The sequence below is a fragment of the Leisingera sp. G5_S3_59_S7 genome (assembly GCF_054968485.1).
Window position 1 is genome coordinate 1 of sequence record NZ_JBQKUH010000077.1, and the last position, 15,090, is coordinate 15,090.

Below are 15,090 nucleotides of genomic sequence, written 5' to 3' on the forward strand. Positions count from 1 at the left end.
TGCCGCGCCAACAACCTGGCCGAGCCGGAAGGCCTGACCGCGTAAGCGCAGAACGCTGAGGTTCAAGCAAATACTCCCGCCGGACGCCTCCGGCGGGAGTATTTGTTTGGAAAGATGAAAAGTCGGGGGTTAGAAGCCCAGGTAAGCAATGCCGCCAAAAGTGACGGCAACGCTGATCCACTGTGCGCGGTTCATACTTTCGCGCAGCACAAGCCAGGCCAGAACCACGGTAACCAGGCCGAACAGAGACGCGCTGATCGAGGCGAACTCCGGGCGGGGCAGGGTGCCGGAGTAGATCACCAAGCCAAGGGCAACAGCATCCAGCGCGCCCATCAGGCACAAAAGCGGCAGAACCTGGCGGCCTGGCAGCTGGACCACCCGCGCCAGAAGCGCGAGACCGAGCAGGATCAGGATCGCCGCCAGGCGGGTGACGATCAGCACTGGCAGCTCGGCCCCGGCTTGGGTCGCGGCCTGGCCCGCTGCAAATGTCAGGGCAAAGCCGATGGCCCCTGCCAGCCCCCAGGCCGCCGCCTGCAGGGTCGCCGGGCTGCCGTCCTCCTGGGTGGAGAAGACCGCGATGCACCCGATGCCGCCAGCCACCACGGCCACCGCCAGCCAGTGGCCAGGCCCAACCGGCTGTCCTTGCAGCATCGCCATGCCCAGCGACAGCACCGGGTAGGCGCCAATCAGCGGCGCCACCAGCTTGACCGGTCCCAGCGCAAAGGCCCGGTAAAGCGCGTAGGAGGCCAGGGCAAAGATCGCTCCCGACAGCCCTGCCAGCCGGGCCGCCGGCAAGCTCATCGCTTGCCAGTCGCCAAAGGCAAACGCGGCGGCGGCCACCAGAATCGCCCCGCTGGCAAAGACCGTCAGCATGGCCGGAAGAATGCCGGTCCGCTGCGACACAAACCGCACGCAAAGGTCGTGGATCCCCCAGGCAAGGGCCGCCGCGAGGCCAAGGAGCAGCGAGTGCATGGCGGTTATCCTTTCGTTTGCGGCATTCACCCCCAGGAAAATGCCGCATCCCGGGCATTTGCCGTTTTTCCGCAGAAAATCAACATGTTTGTTGATTAGAGTGGCGGAAGGCAATATTCTTTTCAATAAATAAATATTCCGGAAGTGCAATTTTGGCCGGAGTTCGACAGGAGATGCGCGATGAATGACATGAGCTTCCCTGAGGTTGTCAAAGGGCCGCCGAAGCCCTCTGGACTGTACCAGCCGTCGGTGTTTACGCTGCCGAAAGGAGTGGAGCGATACGTGGTCGAGGGCTGCGGTGCGATCCTGATCCGCCTGGAAACAGGCGACCGGGTGACTGTGACCAATGATGAGGGCGGGCAGCCTTGCGAGGTTGTTGCGGCGGAGGACAATGGCCGCATTGACGCCGGGATTATTGGTGCGGCGCCCAATAGCGATGCCAGCGGGCTGAAGGCACTGCTGACCTCCTCCGATCAGTCCTTGCGCGGTTTGCGCATGGGGATGGAGGCGCGCGGCATCGACCTGGCACAGGGCGGCGCGCTCAGGTTCTTTGACAGCGCAACGCCAGCCAAGACGGAAGAGAGCTTTACCGCGCAGCGTGACGGGGTAGTGATCATCGCGGCCCCTGGCGGGATCATGGATTTTGAGCGCCAGGACACGGCGACGCCGCTGACCGTCATGGTCAAGCGCGCGGTGATCAAGCAGGTGGCGCGGTTTGAATTGCCCGACCCGCTGGCGGAGCCGGTGAATGAGATGCGGGTGCACAGCGCCACCGCGGAGAGCTATTTCGTGAAAGCCGGCGACTATATCCAGATCATCGACGTGGACGGCCGCCAGTGCACCGACTTTCAATGTTTTGCCGCCCGCAAGCTGGACAAGGGTATTGAACACGCGCTGGACGTGACCACGACCCGGACGCTGATGGGCCATGCCTATCCGATGCCGGGGCTGCATGCGAAATACTATGATCAGGATATGCTGCCGCTGGTCGAGGTGGTGCAGGACACCGTCGGGCGGCATGACGCCTTTGCCCTGGCCTGCGCCGCGAAGTATTACGACGATATCGGCTATCCCGGCCATGCGAATTGCTCGGATAACTTCAACGCGACGCTGGCCCAGCACGGTGTGACGCCGCGCGCGGGCTGGATGGCGATCAACTTCTTCTTCAACACCGGGCTGGACGAGCATGGCGTGATGTATGCCGATGAGCCCTGGACGCGGCCCGGCGACTATGTGCTGCTGCGAGCGCTGACCGATCTGGTTTGTGTCAGCTCTGCCTGCCCGGATGACACCAGTGCTGCCAACGGCTGGAACCCCACCGACATTCACGTCCGCACCTACAGCGGCCAAGAGAGTTTCAAGCGGGCGATTGCGTTCCGCGCGACCCCTGAATCGGAGCCCAAAATGACCAAGGAAACCGGTTTTCACGACCGCCTCAGCAAGATGACCCGCAATTTTGTGGAGTACAACGGCTACTGGCTGGCCAACTGCTATGCCGAATCCGGGCCGCTGGAGGAATATTGGGCCTGCCGCGAGAAATGCGTGGTGCTGGACCTGACGCCCTTGCGCAAGTTCGAGATCACCGGACCTGACGCCGAGGCGCTGTGCCAGTATATCTTTACCCGCAACATCAAGAAGCTGGCGGTTGGGCAGGTGGTCTATACCGCAATGTGCTATCCGCATGGCGGCATGATCGACGACGGCACCGTTTTCCGCTTGGGCAAGGACAACTTCCGCTGGATCGGCGGTTCGGACTACGGCGGGGAATGGATCCGCGAGCAGGCGGAAAAGCTGGGGCTGAACGTGCTGATCCGGTCCTCGACCGACATGCAGCACAATATCGCGGTGCAGGGGCCGGAGAGCCGGGATCTGCTGAAGAAGATCATCTGGACCATGCCGCATAACCCCGAACTGGAGGAGCTGGGCTGGTTCCGCTTTACGCCTGCGCGGATCGGCGGTGAGCATGGTGTGCCGGTGGTGGTGTCCCGGACCGGTTATACCGGCGAACTGGGGTATGAGATCTTCTGCCATCCGAAACATGCCAGCGAGGTTTTCGACGCAGTCTGGGAGGCCGGGCAGGACCACGGAATCCGTCCGATGGGGCTGGAGGCGCTGGATATGGTGCGGATCGAGGCCGGGCTGATCTTTGCGGGCTATGATTTCAGCGATCAGACCGACCCGTTTGAGGCGGGCATCGGCTTCACCGTTCCGCTGAAGTCGAAGGAGGATGATTTCATCGGCCGCGACGCGCTGATCCGGCGCAAGACGACGCCAGCGCGCAAGCTGGTGGGGCTGGATATCGACTCGGCAATTGATGTTGGCCATGGCGACTGCGTCCACATCGGCCGGGCGCAGATCGGCGAGGTGACGTCTTCGATGCGCTCGCCGCTCTTGGGCAAGAACATCGCCCTGGCGCGGGTGGATGTGTCCTGTTCCGAGGTCGGGACCGAAGTCGAAATCGGCAAGCTTGACGGCCATCAAAAACGCCTGCCTGCCAAGATCGTGCCCTTTGCGCATTACGACCCCAAAAAGACCCGGCCTCAATCCTGAGGCCGGCCGCTCTGGGGCTGGGAGGTTCAATGGTTCAAAAGCTGATAGAGCAGATGGGCGGCGAAGACGTGCTGCGCGCATTGGTTGAACGGTTCTACGACATCGTCGAGGAATCCGACGCTGGTGCGCAGATCGTCAAGCTGCACAAGCGGGGGCATGGCATGGATCATGCCCGGATCGAACAGTTCAACTTCCTGTCCGGTTTCATGGGCGGGCGGCGTTACTACGAAGAAAAGCACGGGCATATGGACGTGAAGCTGATGCACGCCCATGTTCCGATCACCGCGGAAGACGCCGAGAACTGGCTGAAATGCATGGATCAGGCGCTGGCGGAGCTGAAGCTGGAAGGGCCGCATGTGGAGCGGCTGCGCCAGGTGTTCCGGCGGGTGGCGCTGATGCTGGTGAACGATCTGGCCGAGTGGGGCGAGAAGCGCGCTTCAGCTTAACCGCTGCGCCTGACGCAGCGGCGGGAGCCTCCGGCGGGAGTATTTGGTGGAAGATGAAAAGCGGGAGGAGGCCGGGCTCAGCCGGGCCTTCTGAGGAAGACCTGCACATCTGCCACGTTGGTGCCGGTGCCGCCGGTCATCAGAAGCGCATCTGCGGATTTCAGGGCGGCGTAGCTGTCATTGTTGGCGAGTAATGCGTCCGGGTCCTGGCCGGAAGCCTTGATGGCCTCCCAGGTGGCAGGGGTGGCAATGCCGCCTGCTGCATCCGTGGGGCCATCGCGCCCGTCTGTGCCGCCGGAGAGGAACAGCCAGTCGCCGCTGAGGCGCCCGGCCCCCAGTTTGGCGACACGCAGGGCCAATTCCTGATTGCGGCCGCCAAGGCCGGTGCCAGTAAGCTGGACCGTGGTCTCGCCGCCGAAGATCAGCGCAACGGGTTTGTCCTTGGGAGCGGTTTCCGCAGCGGCCACAATGGTTTCCGCGGCCTCGGCCACTTTGCCGACCAGGCGGTGTGAGACCAGCTTGCAGGTCCAGTCCTCTGCCGCTGCGGCCATCATCGCCTTGAGGCTGTGGCGGTTGGAGCCGATCAGGGTGTTGGTCGCTGAGGGCGGAGTGTCCTGAGGTTCTTCAGCGGCGCTGAGATGGGATTTGACGGCCTCAGGCATGCTGCCCCAAATGCCCGCGCGCTGCAGGATTTCCCGCGCCTGAGCACGGGTGCCGATGGGCGCCACAGTCGGGCCGGAGGCAATGGCGCGCAGGTCGTCGCCGATCACGTCCGACAGGATGAAGGCCTGCACCCGGGCCGGGGCGGCATGGCGCAGCAATCCGCCGCCTTTGATGTCCGACAGCTGCTGGCGGATCAGGTTCATCTCGTTGATTTCGAGGCCCGAGGCGAGCAGCAGCTTGTTCACCGAAGACTTGTCCGCCAGGGTCAGGCCGGAGGCGGGGGCCACCATCAGGGCGGAGCCGCCGCCTGAAATCAGGGCTATCAGCCGGTCATTGGGACCGAGAGAGACCGCCAGTTCAATGGCCGCCCGGCCGGCGGCGGCGCTGGTCTCATCCGGTACCGGATGGGCGCCGCAGAGCACCGTGGCGCCGGGAATCTCCGAATAGTTTTCAGAGTTTGTGATGACCAGCGCCTGGGAAGCGTCCGGGATCAGCGTTAGCGCCTCGCGCATCATCGGGATGGCTGCTTTGCCGACGGCCAGCAGCACATTCCTGCCGCCTTCGGGCAGGGGGGAGAGCGGCGAGAACGCCAACTGGGTGCGCAGGGCTTTGGCCGGGTCTGCCCGGTCGACAGCGGCCTGAAACAGGGCCTTGGCGGTGGTCAGCAATCCGGTCATACGCATCTCCCTGGCATAGCGGCGCTTAGCCGCCCCGGCCGAAGCCGGGACGGCGTAAGGTGTTGAAACCGAACGGCGGCTTAGTTGCCGGCGATCTGCTTGGCCTTTTCCACCAGCACTTCTGCCTGGCGGATCGAGGCATAGTCAATCAGGCGGCCATCCAGCGATACCGCGCCTTTGCCGGCGGCTTCAGCTTCGGCCATGGCTTCCAGGATGCGGTGCGCCTTGGTGATTTCGGCGTCCGACGGTGACATCACTTCGTTGGCCAGTTCGATCTGGCTGGGGTGGATCGCCCATTTGCCTTCGCAGCCCAGAACCGCGGCACGTTTGGCGGCGGCCTTGTAGCCTTCCTTGTCCTGGAAATCACCGAACGGGCCGTCAATCGGGCGCAGGCCGTTGGCGCGCGCGGCCACCACCATGCGGGCCAGTGCATAGTGCCACATGTCGCCCCAGTGCACATCGCGCGAGCCGTCTCCGGCCGGGTCGGTCAGCACCGAGTAATCGGGGTTCACGCCGCCGATGATGGTGGTGCGGGCGCGGGTCGATGCGGCATAGTCGGCAACCCCGAAATGCAGCGATTCATTGCGCTTGGAGGCTGCGGCAATTTCACTCACATTCTGCATGCCAAGCGCGGTCTCGATGATGTGCTCAAAGCCGATCCGCTTCTTCAGGCCCTTGGCGTCTTCGATCTGGGTGACCAGCATGTCGACGGCGTAAACATCGGCCGCGGTGCCCACCTTGGGGACCATGATCAGGTCGAGCCGTTCGCCTGCCTGTTCAACCACATCGACCACGTCGCGGTACATGTAGTGGGTGTCGAGCCCGTTGATTCGCACAGACATGGATTTGTTGCCCCAGTCGATGTCGTTCAGGGCTTCGATGATATTCTTGCGGGCCTGGTCCTTCTCGTCCGGCGCAACCGCGTCTTCGAGATCCAGGAAGATCACGTCGACATCTGATTTTGCTGCTTTTTCAAACATTTGCGGCTGCGAGCCAGGGATTGCCAGCTCGCTGCGGTTCAGGCGGCCAGGGGCCTGTTCGATGGTATGAAACGACATGGGTGCGCTCCTCATTCGCAATGGGGTTTCGTCCTCTCCACTCTAGGCATTCCCCATGAGAAGGTTTCCTGTCAAGAAAAAAGTTTTCATTTAAATACATTCGCGCGGATGCGCGCCCGCGCGTCGCGCCCCCGCGGGCGCACGCGTATGCGCACACGCGTGCGAGGCGCGAAGCGGCAGGGCGGGGTTATTCCTCCAGGCTGAAATCGCCCTTGGCAGCGCGGTTGGCGTAGTAGAACGCAATCGCCTGGGCGCGGTTCTTGACCGAGAGTTTTTCGTAGAGGTTCGACAGGTGGAACTTCACCGTGTTGGTCGAAATCTCCAGCTCCTTGCTGAGCTCTTTGTTGGTGAGCCCCTTGGACAGCGCCTCAAGCATCGTGCGCTCGCGGCGCGACAACTGCTCAATCGGATCGGTCTGCAGGCCGCGGACGTCGAGGAAGGGGAAAACCATCTTGCCCGAAGCCACGGCCAGGCAGGTGTCCAGAAGCCCGTCGACAGCGCTGGAACGCGGCGCAAAGCCAGCCGCGCCGGCGCTCATCGCCTTGCGCGGCACGTCGCCGCTGTCGTCGGCATAGACCACCAGCCGCGGCGCATTGGTCTGGTCGCGCAGCACCTCGATCAGCTTGGCGCCGCCGAGCGCGGGCAGGTTCCAGTCGATAATCCCGACCTGAACCGGCACCCGCATCACAGTTCCGAGGAAGCCTTCGGCGGTGGCGGAGGTGGCGACCAGCGAGAATCGCGGGTCCTTATCGAAGATCTCGGACATCGCCGACAGCACCAGCGGATTTGCGTCAGCAAGCATGACCGATATCGGGGAAACTTTGTCGCTTATAGGTGCCATTTGGTGCCCTTTTGTGAAAAACTACCCGGATGGGTAGGGAGATTTTCGGTATGCAACGGTATTTTTACCGCTTTGGGTAGGATTTTCCCCATCCATTTAGATACCCAAAAGCAGGATATAGGAATGTTGCGGGTTTTGTCGACCTAGGGTTTCCTAGCGTTAACAGATGTTGACCGTCAGGAAACAAACCTTCCCAAAGTGAAGAAGGCCCGTGACCTCCGGCGCATCGGCAACGGACACCAAAGAGGTTTGACCCGATGACAGAACCCACGATCTTCCCCAGCCTGGAAATCCCGGAAACTCTGGCCGCAGGCCCTGGCCCGGGCAATACCGATCCCCGCGTGCTGCAGGCGTTTGCCAACACCGGCCTGGCCGACCACATGCAGGCGGACGTGCTGCGCGGCATGATCGAGTGCAAGCAGATGCTGCGTGACCTGTGGGGCACTGCCAACACCTACACCTACGGCGTCGGCGGCACCGGCTTCTCGGGGCTGGATTGCATGCTGAACGCAATTCTGCCGGGCGACACCGTGGTTGCGTTCCAGAACGGCACCTTCTCCGGCATCGACGCAATGACCATCCGGATGAAGGCCGCCACCCGCGAGGAACTGGCCGCCGATGCGATGAACCCGCAGCCTGCCTCCGTCACCGTGATTGACGTGCCGCACGGCGAGTCGGTCTCCGGCAAACTGGTGGAGCAGGTGCTGGCTGAGAAGAAACCCAAGTGGGCCTTCATGGCGCATTGGGAAACCGGCTCGGGCCGCATCAACGACCTCAAGAGCTTCTCGGACGCTTGTGTGAAGCATGGCGTGATGGGCCTCATTGACGCGGTATCCTCGCTGGGCATCGAAGACTTTTCGATCGACGATTACCCGGGCGTTGCCGGCTGGGCCTCCTGCCCGCAGAAAGGCGTGCTGTGCCTGCCGCTGACCTATGCGCCGGTGTCCTTCACCGACAAGTATATTCAGACCGTGCGTGAGAACGGCTGCCATTCCTATGTCCACAACCCGATCCTGGAAGCCCGCCACTGGGGCATCGTGGACGGTCAGGACGTTGCCGCCGGCACCTACCACCGCACTCATTCCGGCTATGCGGTTGCCGCCTTCCACGAGGCGCTGCGCATCACCCTGCAGCACGGCCGTGCCCAGAAGGCCCGCGACTATGCCTTCCACGAGAAAGCGCTGCGCGATGCCGTGACTGCGATGGGCTGCGACGTGACCAGCAACATGACCAGCCTGGTGGTTCTGAACCTGCCCGGCGATCTGGCCGGGCGCGAAAAAGAACTGGTTGGCAACTGCCGCGCCGTCGGTTTCGGCATCTGGCCGACCCTGTCGGAGCCGGTCCAGGTCCGCATCGGCATCCTGAACCAGATCACCCCTGCCGCCATCACCGACATCGTCAACCGCTTCGGCAAGGCGATGAATGATATGGGCGCAAACGTCGACATGGACGCGATCAACGCCCTGCTCGACCGGCACTACTCCGCAGCCCTCGAGGCCGCTGAGTAACTTATTCCGACATCCATGAGGAGGAGAGGACCATGGATATCCACGAGTATCAGGCCAAGGAAGTTCTGAGCAACTTCGGCGTGACCGTTCCGCCGGGCGCGCTGGCCTACAGCCCCGAGCAGGCGGCCTACCGCGCACGGGAACTGGGCGGCGACAAATGGATCGTCAAGGCCCAGGTCCATGCCGGCGGCCGCGGCAAGGCGGGCGGCGTCAAGCTGTGCAACTCCGAAGCTGAGATCTATGAGGCGACCGAAAACCTGTTCGGCAAAAAGCTGGTGACCCACCAGACCGGCCCCGAAGGCAAAGGCATCTACCGTGTCTATGTCGAAGGTGCGGTACCGATCGCCCGCGAGATCTATCTGGGCTTTGTGCTGGACCGGTCCAGCCAGCGGGTGATGATCGTTGCCTCGTCCGAAGGCGGTATGGAGATTGAGGAGATCTCTGCCGAGCGGCCCGAGTCCATCGTGCGCTCGACCGTTGAACCGGCAGTCGGCCTGCAGGATTTCCAGGCGCGCGAGATTGCTTTTGCCCTGGGCATCGAGCCGGCGATGACGCAGCAGATGGTGCGCACGCTCAAAGGCTGCTATCAGGCGTTTTCGGAACTGGATGCCACCATGGTTGAGATCAACCCGCTGGTGGTCACCTCGGACAACCGGGTCATCGCGCTGGATGCCAAGATGACCTTTGACGACAACGCCCTTTTCCGCCACCCGCAGATCGCTGAGCTGCGCGACAAGAGCCAGGAAGACCCGCGCGAAAGCCGCGCCGCCGACCGCGGCCTGTCTTATGTCGGCCTGGAAGGCAACATCGGCTGCATCGTGAACGGCGCAGGCCTGGCGATGGCAACTATGGACACCATCAAGCTGGCCGGCGGTGAGCCTGCCAACTTCCTGGACATCGGCGGCGGTGCCACGCCCGAGCGGGTCGCCAAGGCGTTCCGCCTGGTGATGTCCGACAGCAACGTGCAGGCGGTTCTGGTCAATATCTTCGCCGGTATCAACCGCTGCGACTGGGTGGCGGAGGGCGTCGTGCAGGCGCTGCGCGAAGTGCAGGTCGACGTGCCCGTGGTGGTCCGCCTTGCCGGCACAAACGTGGAGGAAGGCCAGAAGATCCTGGCCCAGTCCGGCCTGCCGCTGATCCGCGCAACCTCGCTGATGGAAGCCGCTGAGCGGGCCGTTGGTGCGTGGAAAAACGACCTCGACCAGAACACTCGTGTGAGGGCAGTTAAATGAGCATCCTTCTTGATCGCGAAAGCAAAGTCATCGTTCAGGGCATCACCGGCAAGATTGCCCGGTTCCACACCAAGGATATGATCGAATACGGAACCAACGTCGTAGGCGGCGTTGTACCGGGCAAGGGCGGCGAGACCGTCGAGGGCGTGCCTGTCTTCAACACCGTGAAGGAAGCGGTGGAGGCCACCGGCGCCAATGCCTCCTTGGTGTTCGTGCCGCCGCCGTTTGCAGCCGACTCCATCATGGAAGCGGCGGATGCGGGCATCAACTATTGCGTCTGCATCACCGACGGCATCCCGGCGCAGGACATGATCCGGGTGAAACGCTACATGTACCGCTATCCGAAGGATAAGCGGATGATCCTGACCGGACCGAACTGCGCGGGCACCATCTCGCCGGGCAAGGCGCTGCTGGGCATCATGCCGGGCCACATCTACCTGCCGGGCACCGTGGGCATCATCGGCCGGTCCGGCACCCTGGGGTATGAAGCCGCGGCGCAGTTGAAAGAGCTGGGCCTGGGGGTTTCCACCTCCGTCGGCATCGGTGGCGATCCGATCAACGGCTCCTCCTTCAAGGATATCCTGGAATGGTTCGAGAAGGATCCGGAAACCGAGGTCATCGCGATGATCGGTGAAATCGGCGGCCCGCAAGAAGCAGAAGCGGCGGATTACATCAAGAACCACGTGACCAAGCCGGTTGTGGCCTATGTCGCGGGTCTGACCGCACCCAAGGGCCGCACCATGGGCCACGCGGGCGCGATCATCTCGGCCTTCGGCGAGAGCGCCTCCGAGAAGGTGGAGATCCTGTCGGCGGCCGGCGTGACCGTTGCCGAAAACCCCGCAGTGATCGGCGAAACCATCGCAAGCGTGATGAAAAAGAACGCCGCCTGATCCGGCTTTGGGTCAGGCGCGACGCTCCACCCCTGGCCTGGGGCAATGGCGGGGGTGGAGCGCATTAATAAAGCATAAGCACGACAGGGAGATGACATCATGGCAAAGCCCAAGGTTCTTGTGACCCGCCGCTGGCCCGCCGCAGTCGAGGCGCAGCTTTCTGAAGCCTTTGATGCTGTGCTGAATACCGGTGACACGCCGCTGAGCGAAGGCGAGCTGCGCGATGCGATGAGATCCTATGACGCGGTGCTGCCGACCGTGACCGACAGGATTTCCGCCAAGGCGTTCGACATCGCCAAGCCGCAAGCCCGGATCATTGCCAACTACGGTGTTGGCTACTCTCACATTGATATGCACGGCGCAGCAGGTCACAGCATGACGGTGACCAACACGCCGGATGTGCTCAGCGAATGCACTGCTGATATCGCCATGACGCTGCTTTTGATGGTGGCCCGTCGCGCGAGCGAGGGCGAGCGCGAGCTGCGCGCCGGTCAGTGGACCGGCTGGCGCCCGACACATCTGGTCGGCACCAAGGTCTCCGGCAAGACGCTGGGCATCGTCGGTTTCGGCCGCATCGGCCAGGAAATGGCCCGGCGTGCCCACCACGGGTTCGGCATGAAGATCGTGGTGCAGAACCGCTCCCGCGTGTCACCTGATGTGCTGGCCCGCTACAACGCGACCCAGACAGACAGCCTGGAAGAGCTGATGCCGCAGTGCGACTTTGTCTCGCTGCACTGCCCCGGCGGGGCTGCAAACCGGCATCTGATCAACACCCGGATGCTGAACCTGATGAAGCCGGACGCCTTCCTTATTAATACGGCCCGCGGCGAAGTGATCGACGAACTGGCCCTGTCCCGCGCCCTGTGGTTCGAAACCATCGGCGGCGCCGGGCTGGATGTGTTCGACGGCGAGCCGTGCATCAACCCGGACCTGATGGATTGCGACAACCTGGTGATGCTGCCGCACCTGGGCAGTGCCACCCGGGAGGCGCGCGAGGCGATGGGCTTTCGCGTGATTGATAACCTGACCGATTTCTTTGCAGGGCGCGAGCCGCGCGACCGGGTGATGTGATGGGAGATCCTGCCGAAACAACTCATGCCGGGGTCGAAGACACCGGCTATGCTGCCGGGCTTCGCAATGAACTCCACGGCTTGTGGCTGGATGTTCTGCGCCAGCGCGCGCCCGAAGTGGCCCAGAAGGCCATTGGCGAGTCCGCCTGGGACCTGTCCGGCGATCAGCCGGCGACCCCTTATCTGCAGGCCTTCAACATCTGGTTCCAGCTGCTGAAGATCGTCGAGGAGAACGCCGCCATGCGCGACCGCCGCATGGCCGAGACCCAGGATGGCCCGGAAGTGGTCGAAGGCAGCTTTGCCCGCGCCCTCGACCTGGCCGGGGAGCTGGCCACGCCGGAACGGCTCCAGGAGGTGGCAAGCCAATTCTCCATCGGCCCGACCCTGACCGCGCACCCGACCGAGGCCAAGCGCGTCACCATCCTGGAAATCCACCGCCGTATCTACCGCGGGCTGGTGTCGCTGGAGGCCAAGCGCTGGACCCCGCGCGAGCGGGTTGAGCTGCTGGAGGACCTGCGCTCCGAGATCGACCTCTTGTGGATGACGGGCGAGCTGCGCCGCGACCGCCCCAGCCTGCAGGACGAAATCCAATGGGGCCTGCAGTTCTTCCGCGACAGCCTGTACGAGGCGGTGCCGCAACTGTTTGATCGCTACATTGCCGCTGCCGAGCCGCGCCTGGGCGCCACCGCCGATGCGCCCTGCCTCAAGTTCCACTCCTGGATCGGCGGCGACCGCGACGGCAACCCGAATGTTACGGTGGAGGCGACCGCGGCAGCGCTGACAGCGAACCGGGCAGCGATCCTGAAACGCTACCAGAAAGCGCTGACCACCGCAGCCGAGCGGATTTCCATCTCCGCGGCTGTGTTTGCTTTGCCTGGCAGTGCCACCGCACGGCTGGCAAAGATCATCGAAGCTGCACCAGGTGCTGCCGGTTTCGAAGCCCGCAATCCCGGGGAAGTCTTCCGTCAGGCTTTGACAGCAATCCTGGCCCGCATCCGGGCAACCGCAGCCGAAGAACCCGGCGCCTACGCCCACCTTGGCGACTTCATCAGCGACCTCACCCAAGTCGAGGAAGCGCTGGAAGAAATCGGTGCACACCGGCTGGCGGCCCGCTATGTCCGCCCGATCCGTTGGCAGGCCGATGTCTTTGGCTTCCGCACGGTGACGCTGGACGTCCGCCAGAACTCCACCGTGACCACCAAAACGCTGACCGAAATCTGGGCGCGCTCTGGTGATGTGCCCGAATTCGGCAGCCCCGGGTGGTCCGAACGGCTGCGCCGCGAACTGGGCAGCGCCTCGCTGCCTTACATGATGCCGGATGAGCTCAGCCCGCAAAGCGGCGAGCTGCTGAAGCTGCTGCGGCTGATGCGCGATGCCGGGGCTGGCGAAGATCCCCAGGCAATGGGTCCTTTCATCCTGTCGATGACCCGCTCTACCGACGATCTGCTGGGGGTCTACCTGCTGGCGCGCTACGCCGGGTTCGGAGCCGAAAAGGCAGCGCTGAAAGTTGTGCCGCTGTTTGAAACCATCGGCGACCTTCGGGCGGCCCCTGGCATTCTCAGCGGCCTCTTGGACGTCCCCTTCGCCCGCCGTTCGCTGAAATCCGGCGACAACCGGATCGAGGTGATGCTGGGCTATTCCGACAGCAACAAGGACGGCGGCTTCCTATGTTCCACTTGGGAGCTTGAAAAAGCGCAGCGCCTGATCACCCGCACCCTGGCGGCGCACCGGATGCAGCCGGTCTTCTTCCATGGCCGCGGCGGCTCGGTCTCGCGCGGGGGCGCCCCGGCTGAGCGCGCCATTGCCGCCCAGCCCGCGGGCACCATTGCAGGCCGGATGCGGATCACTGAGCAGGGCGAGGTGGTCAGCTCCAAATACGCCAACCGCGGCACCGCGCTGCACCAGCTGGAGCTTATGGCCTCTTCCGTGCTGCGCCATTCGCTGCAGGAAGGCACACCGCCGGTGAACCCGGAGCACGATGATGCGTTCGAGGCGCTGGCGGGCATGTCCCAGGCGGCGTATTCCAACCTGCTGAACGGGCCTGGTTTCCTGGACTATTTCCAGCAGGCCAGCCCTGTGGAAGAACTGGCGATGCTCAAGATCGGCTCGCGCCCCGCCCGCCGCTTCGGGGCCGGGTCGCTGGAGGATTTGCGGGCGATCCCCTGGGTCTTTGCCTGGTCGCAGAACCGCCACATGATCACCGGCTGGTATGGCTTCGGCTCTGCAGTTGCCAGTTTCCGCAAGTTCCGCAGCGCGCGCGGCGAGGCGGTGCTGCAGGACATGTTCAGCAATTCGCCGCTGTTCCGGCTGGTTGTGGATGAGGTCGAAAAGACCCTGCTGCAAAGCGACATGGACATCGCCGCCGATTACGCGAGCTTGGTGCAGGACGCGGAAATCCGTGAGCGGACCTTTGGCTCTATCCGCAAGGAGTATCAGCTGGCCCGCGAAGCCATCCTGTTCCTGACCGGAGACTGCAGCCTGGCCGCCCGTTTCCCGCGCCTGCGCGCCCGCTTCGGCCGGGTCGAGACCATGCTGCGCGAAATCCATAAAACCCAGGTGCGCCTCCTGCGGGAAGAACGCGCCCGGAAATCTTCTACAGTGCCGGTCCCGCTGATGCAGTCGATGAACTGTGTGGCCGCGGGCCTTGGCTGGACTGGATAGACAGGAGCCCCGAATGTCCAAAGACCTCTTTTTCACCCAATCCCTCGCCGAGCGCGATCCTGAGCTTTATGCCTCGATCACCGCGGAACTGGGCCGCCAGCGCGACGAGATCGAGCTGATTGCCTCCGAGAACATCGTCTCCGCCGCGGTGATGGAAGCGCAGGGCTCTGTGCTGACCAACAAATACGCCGAAGGCTACCCGGGGCGCCGCTACTACGGCGGCTGCCAGTATGTCGATGTCGCCGAAAACCTGGCGATCGACCGCGCCAAGCAGCTCTTTGGCTGCGAATTCGCCAACGTGCAGCCGAACTCCGGCTCCCAGGCGAACCAGGGCGTGTTCCAGGCGCTGATCCAGCCCGGCGACACCATCCTCGGCATGGATCTGGCCTCCGGCGGCCACCTGACCCACGGCGCGGCGCCGAACCAGTCGGGCAAGTGGTTCAACGCGGTGCACTACGGCGTGCGCAAAAGCGACAACCTGATCGACTACGACCAGATCCAGGCACTGGCCACCGAGCACCA

12 protein-coding genes are annotated in these 15,090 nt (G+C 63.5%); 8 read left to right on the forward strand and 4 right to left on the reverse strand.

The window, feature by feature from the left end; translation table 11 throughout:
- Positions 1-129: 129 nt before the first annotated feature.
- A complete protein-coding gene (locus tag ACTRWG_RS21025) occupies positions 130-972 on the reverse strand; it encodes a DMT family transporter (protein WP_027236199.1) in 843 nt (280 codons plus the stop codon).
- Between the two features lie 180 nt (positions 973-1,152).
- Between ACTRWG_RS21025 and tdm the strand changes: the two genes are divergently transcribed.
- Positions 1,153-3,522, forward strand: coding sequence for a trimethylamine-oxide aldolase Tdm (tdm, locus tag ACTRWG_RS21030; protein ID WP_462829901.1), 2,370 nt, complete (start codon positions 1,153-1,155; stop codon positions 3,520-3,522).
- 29 nt (positions 3,523-3,551) lie between these two features.
- Positions 3,552-3,968 (forward strand): group II truncated hemoglobin, encoded by a 417-nt coding sequence (locus tag ACTRWG_RS21035; RefSeq protein ID WP_462829902.1) that lies wholly within the window; start codon positions 3,552-3,554, stop codon positions 3,966-3,968.
- A gap of 77 nt (positions 3,969-4,045) precedes the next feature.
- Here ACTRWG_RS21035 and ACTRWG_RS21040 read toward each other — a convergent pair whose 3' ends face one another.
- The 3 genes from ACTRWG_RS21040 to ACTRWG_RS21050 form a co-directional block, all read right to left on the reverse strand.
- Positions 4,046-5,308: a glycerate kinase type-2 family protein gene (locus ACTRWG_RS21040; protein ID WP_027236202.1), complete on the reverse strand. Its 1,263-nt coding sequence runs from the start codon at positions 5,306-5,308 to the stop codon at positions 4,046-4,048.
- Positions 5,309-5,388: 80 nt separating this feature from the next.
- Positions 5,389-6,366 (reverse strand): HpcH/HpaI aldolase/citrate lyase family protein, encoded by a 978-nt coding sequence (locus ACTRWG_RS21045; RefSeq protein ID WP_027236203.1) that lies wholly within the window; start codon positions 6,364-6,366, stop codon positions 5,389-5,391.
- Positions 6,367-6,553: 187 nt separating this feature from the next.
- Complete coding sequence (locus ACTRWG_RS21050; RefSeq protein ID WP_036797335.1) at positions 6,554-7,168, reverse strand: response regulator transcription factor; 615 nt, start codon at positions 7,166-7,168, stop codon at positions 6,554-6,556.
- Positions 7,169-7,464: 296 nt separating this feature from the next.
- On the opposite strand from ACTRWG_RS21050, the gene ACTRWG_RS21055 reads away from it, so the two are divergent.
- From ACTRWG_RS21055 to ACTRWG_RS21080, 6 genes are all read left to right on the forward strand, one after another.
- Positions 7,465-8,715 (forward strand): aminotransferase class V-fold PLP-dependent enzyme, encoded by a 1,251-nt coding sequence (locus ACTRWG_RS21055; protein WP_027236205.1) that lies wholly within the window; start codon positions 7,465-7,467, stop codon positions 8,713-8,715.
- Positions 8,716-8,747: 32 nt separating this feature from the next.
- A complete protein-coding gene (locus tag ACTRWG_RS21060) occupies positions 8,748-9,947 on the forward strand; it encodes a malate--CoA ligase subunit beta (protein WP_027236206.1) in 1,200 nt (399 codons plus the stop codon).
- Positions 9,944-10,837 (forward strand): succinate--CoA ligase subunit alpha, encoded by an 894-nt coding sequence (gene sucD / locus ACTRWG_RS21065; RefSeq protein ID WP_027236207.1) that lies wholly within the window; start codon positions 9,944-9,946, stop codon positions 10,835-10,837. Before ACTRWG_RS21060 ends, sucD begins: the two co-directional genes overlap by 4 nt.
- 99 nt (positions 10,838-10,936) lie before the next feature.
- Positions 10,937-11,908 (forward strand): 2-hydroxyacid dehydrogenase, encoded by a 972-nt coding sequence (locus ACTRWG_RS21070; protein ID WP_027236208.1) that lies wholly within the window; start codon positions 10,937-10,939, stop codon positions 11,906-11,908.
- On the forward strand, positions 11,908-14,568 hold the full coding sequence (locus ACTRWG_RS21075) for a phosphoenolpyruvate carboxylase (protein ID WP_027236209.1): 2,661 nt from the start codon (positions 11,908-11,910) through the stop codon (positions 14,566-14,568). The genes ACTRWG_RS21070 and ACTRWG_RS21075 overlap by 1 nt, the downstream gene beginning before the upstream one ends.
- A 13-nt stretch (positions 14,569-14,581) precedes the next feature.
- On the forward strand, positions 14,582-15,090 hold a 509-nt coding region (locus ACTRWG_RS21080), incomplete at its 3' end, for a PLP-dependent aminotransferase family protein (protein WP_462829903.1).

What these genes read in the sequence shown, in the direction of transcription:
- ACTRWG_RS21025 (WP_027236199.1), bottom strand. Translation starts at nt 972, where the DNA reads ATGCACTCGCTGCTCCTTGGCCTCGCGGCGGCCCTTGCCTGGGGGATC.
- ACTRWG_RS21050 (WP_036797335.1), bottom strand. Translation starts at nt 7,168, where the DNA reads ATGCTTGCTGACGCAAATCCGCTGGTGCTGTCGGCGATGTCCGAGATC.
- ACTRWG_RS21045 (WP_027236203.1), bottom strand. Translation starts at nt 6,366, where the DNA reads ATGTCGTTTCATACCATCGAACAGGCCCCTGGCCGCCTGAACCGCAGC.
- ACTRWG_RS21060 (WP_027236206.1), top strand. Translation starts at nt 8,748, where the DNA reads ATGGATATCCACGAGTATCAGGCCAAGGAAGTTCTGAGCAACTTCGGC.
- ACTRWG_RS21040 (WP_027236202.1), bottom strand. Translation starts at nt 5,308, where the DNA reads ATGACCGGATTGCTGACCACCGCCAAGGCCCTGTTTCAGGCCGCTGTC.
- ACTRWG_RS21055 (WP_027236205.1), top strand. Translation starts at nt 7,465, where the DNA reads ATGACAGAACCCACGATCTTCCCCAGCCTGGAAATCCCGGAAACTCTG.
- ACTRWG_RS21070 (WP_027236208.1), top strand. Translation starts at nt 10,937, where the DNA reads ATGGCAAAGCCCAAGGTTCTTGTGACCCGCCGCTGGCCCGCCGCAGTC.
- tdm (WP_462829901.1), top strand. Translation starts at nt 1,153, where the DNA reads ATGAATGACATGAGCTTCCCTGAGGTTGTCAAAGGGCCGCCGAAGCCC.
- ACTRWG_RS21035 (WP_462829902.1), top strand. Translation starts at nt 3,552, where the DNA reads ATGGTTCAAAAGCTGATAGAGCAGATGGGCGGCGAAGACGTGCTGCGC.
- ACTRWG_RS21075 (WP_027236209.1), top strand. Translation starts at nt 11,908, where the DNA reads ATGGGAGATCCTGCCGAAACAACTCATGCCGGGGTCGAAGACACCGGC.
- sucD (WP_027236207.1), top strand. Translation starts at nt 9,944, where the DNA reads ATGAGCATCCTTCTTGATCGCGAAAGCAAAGTCATCGTTCAGGGCATC.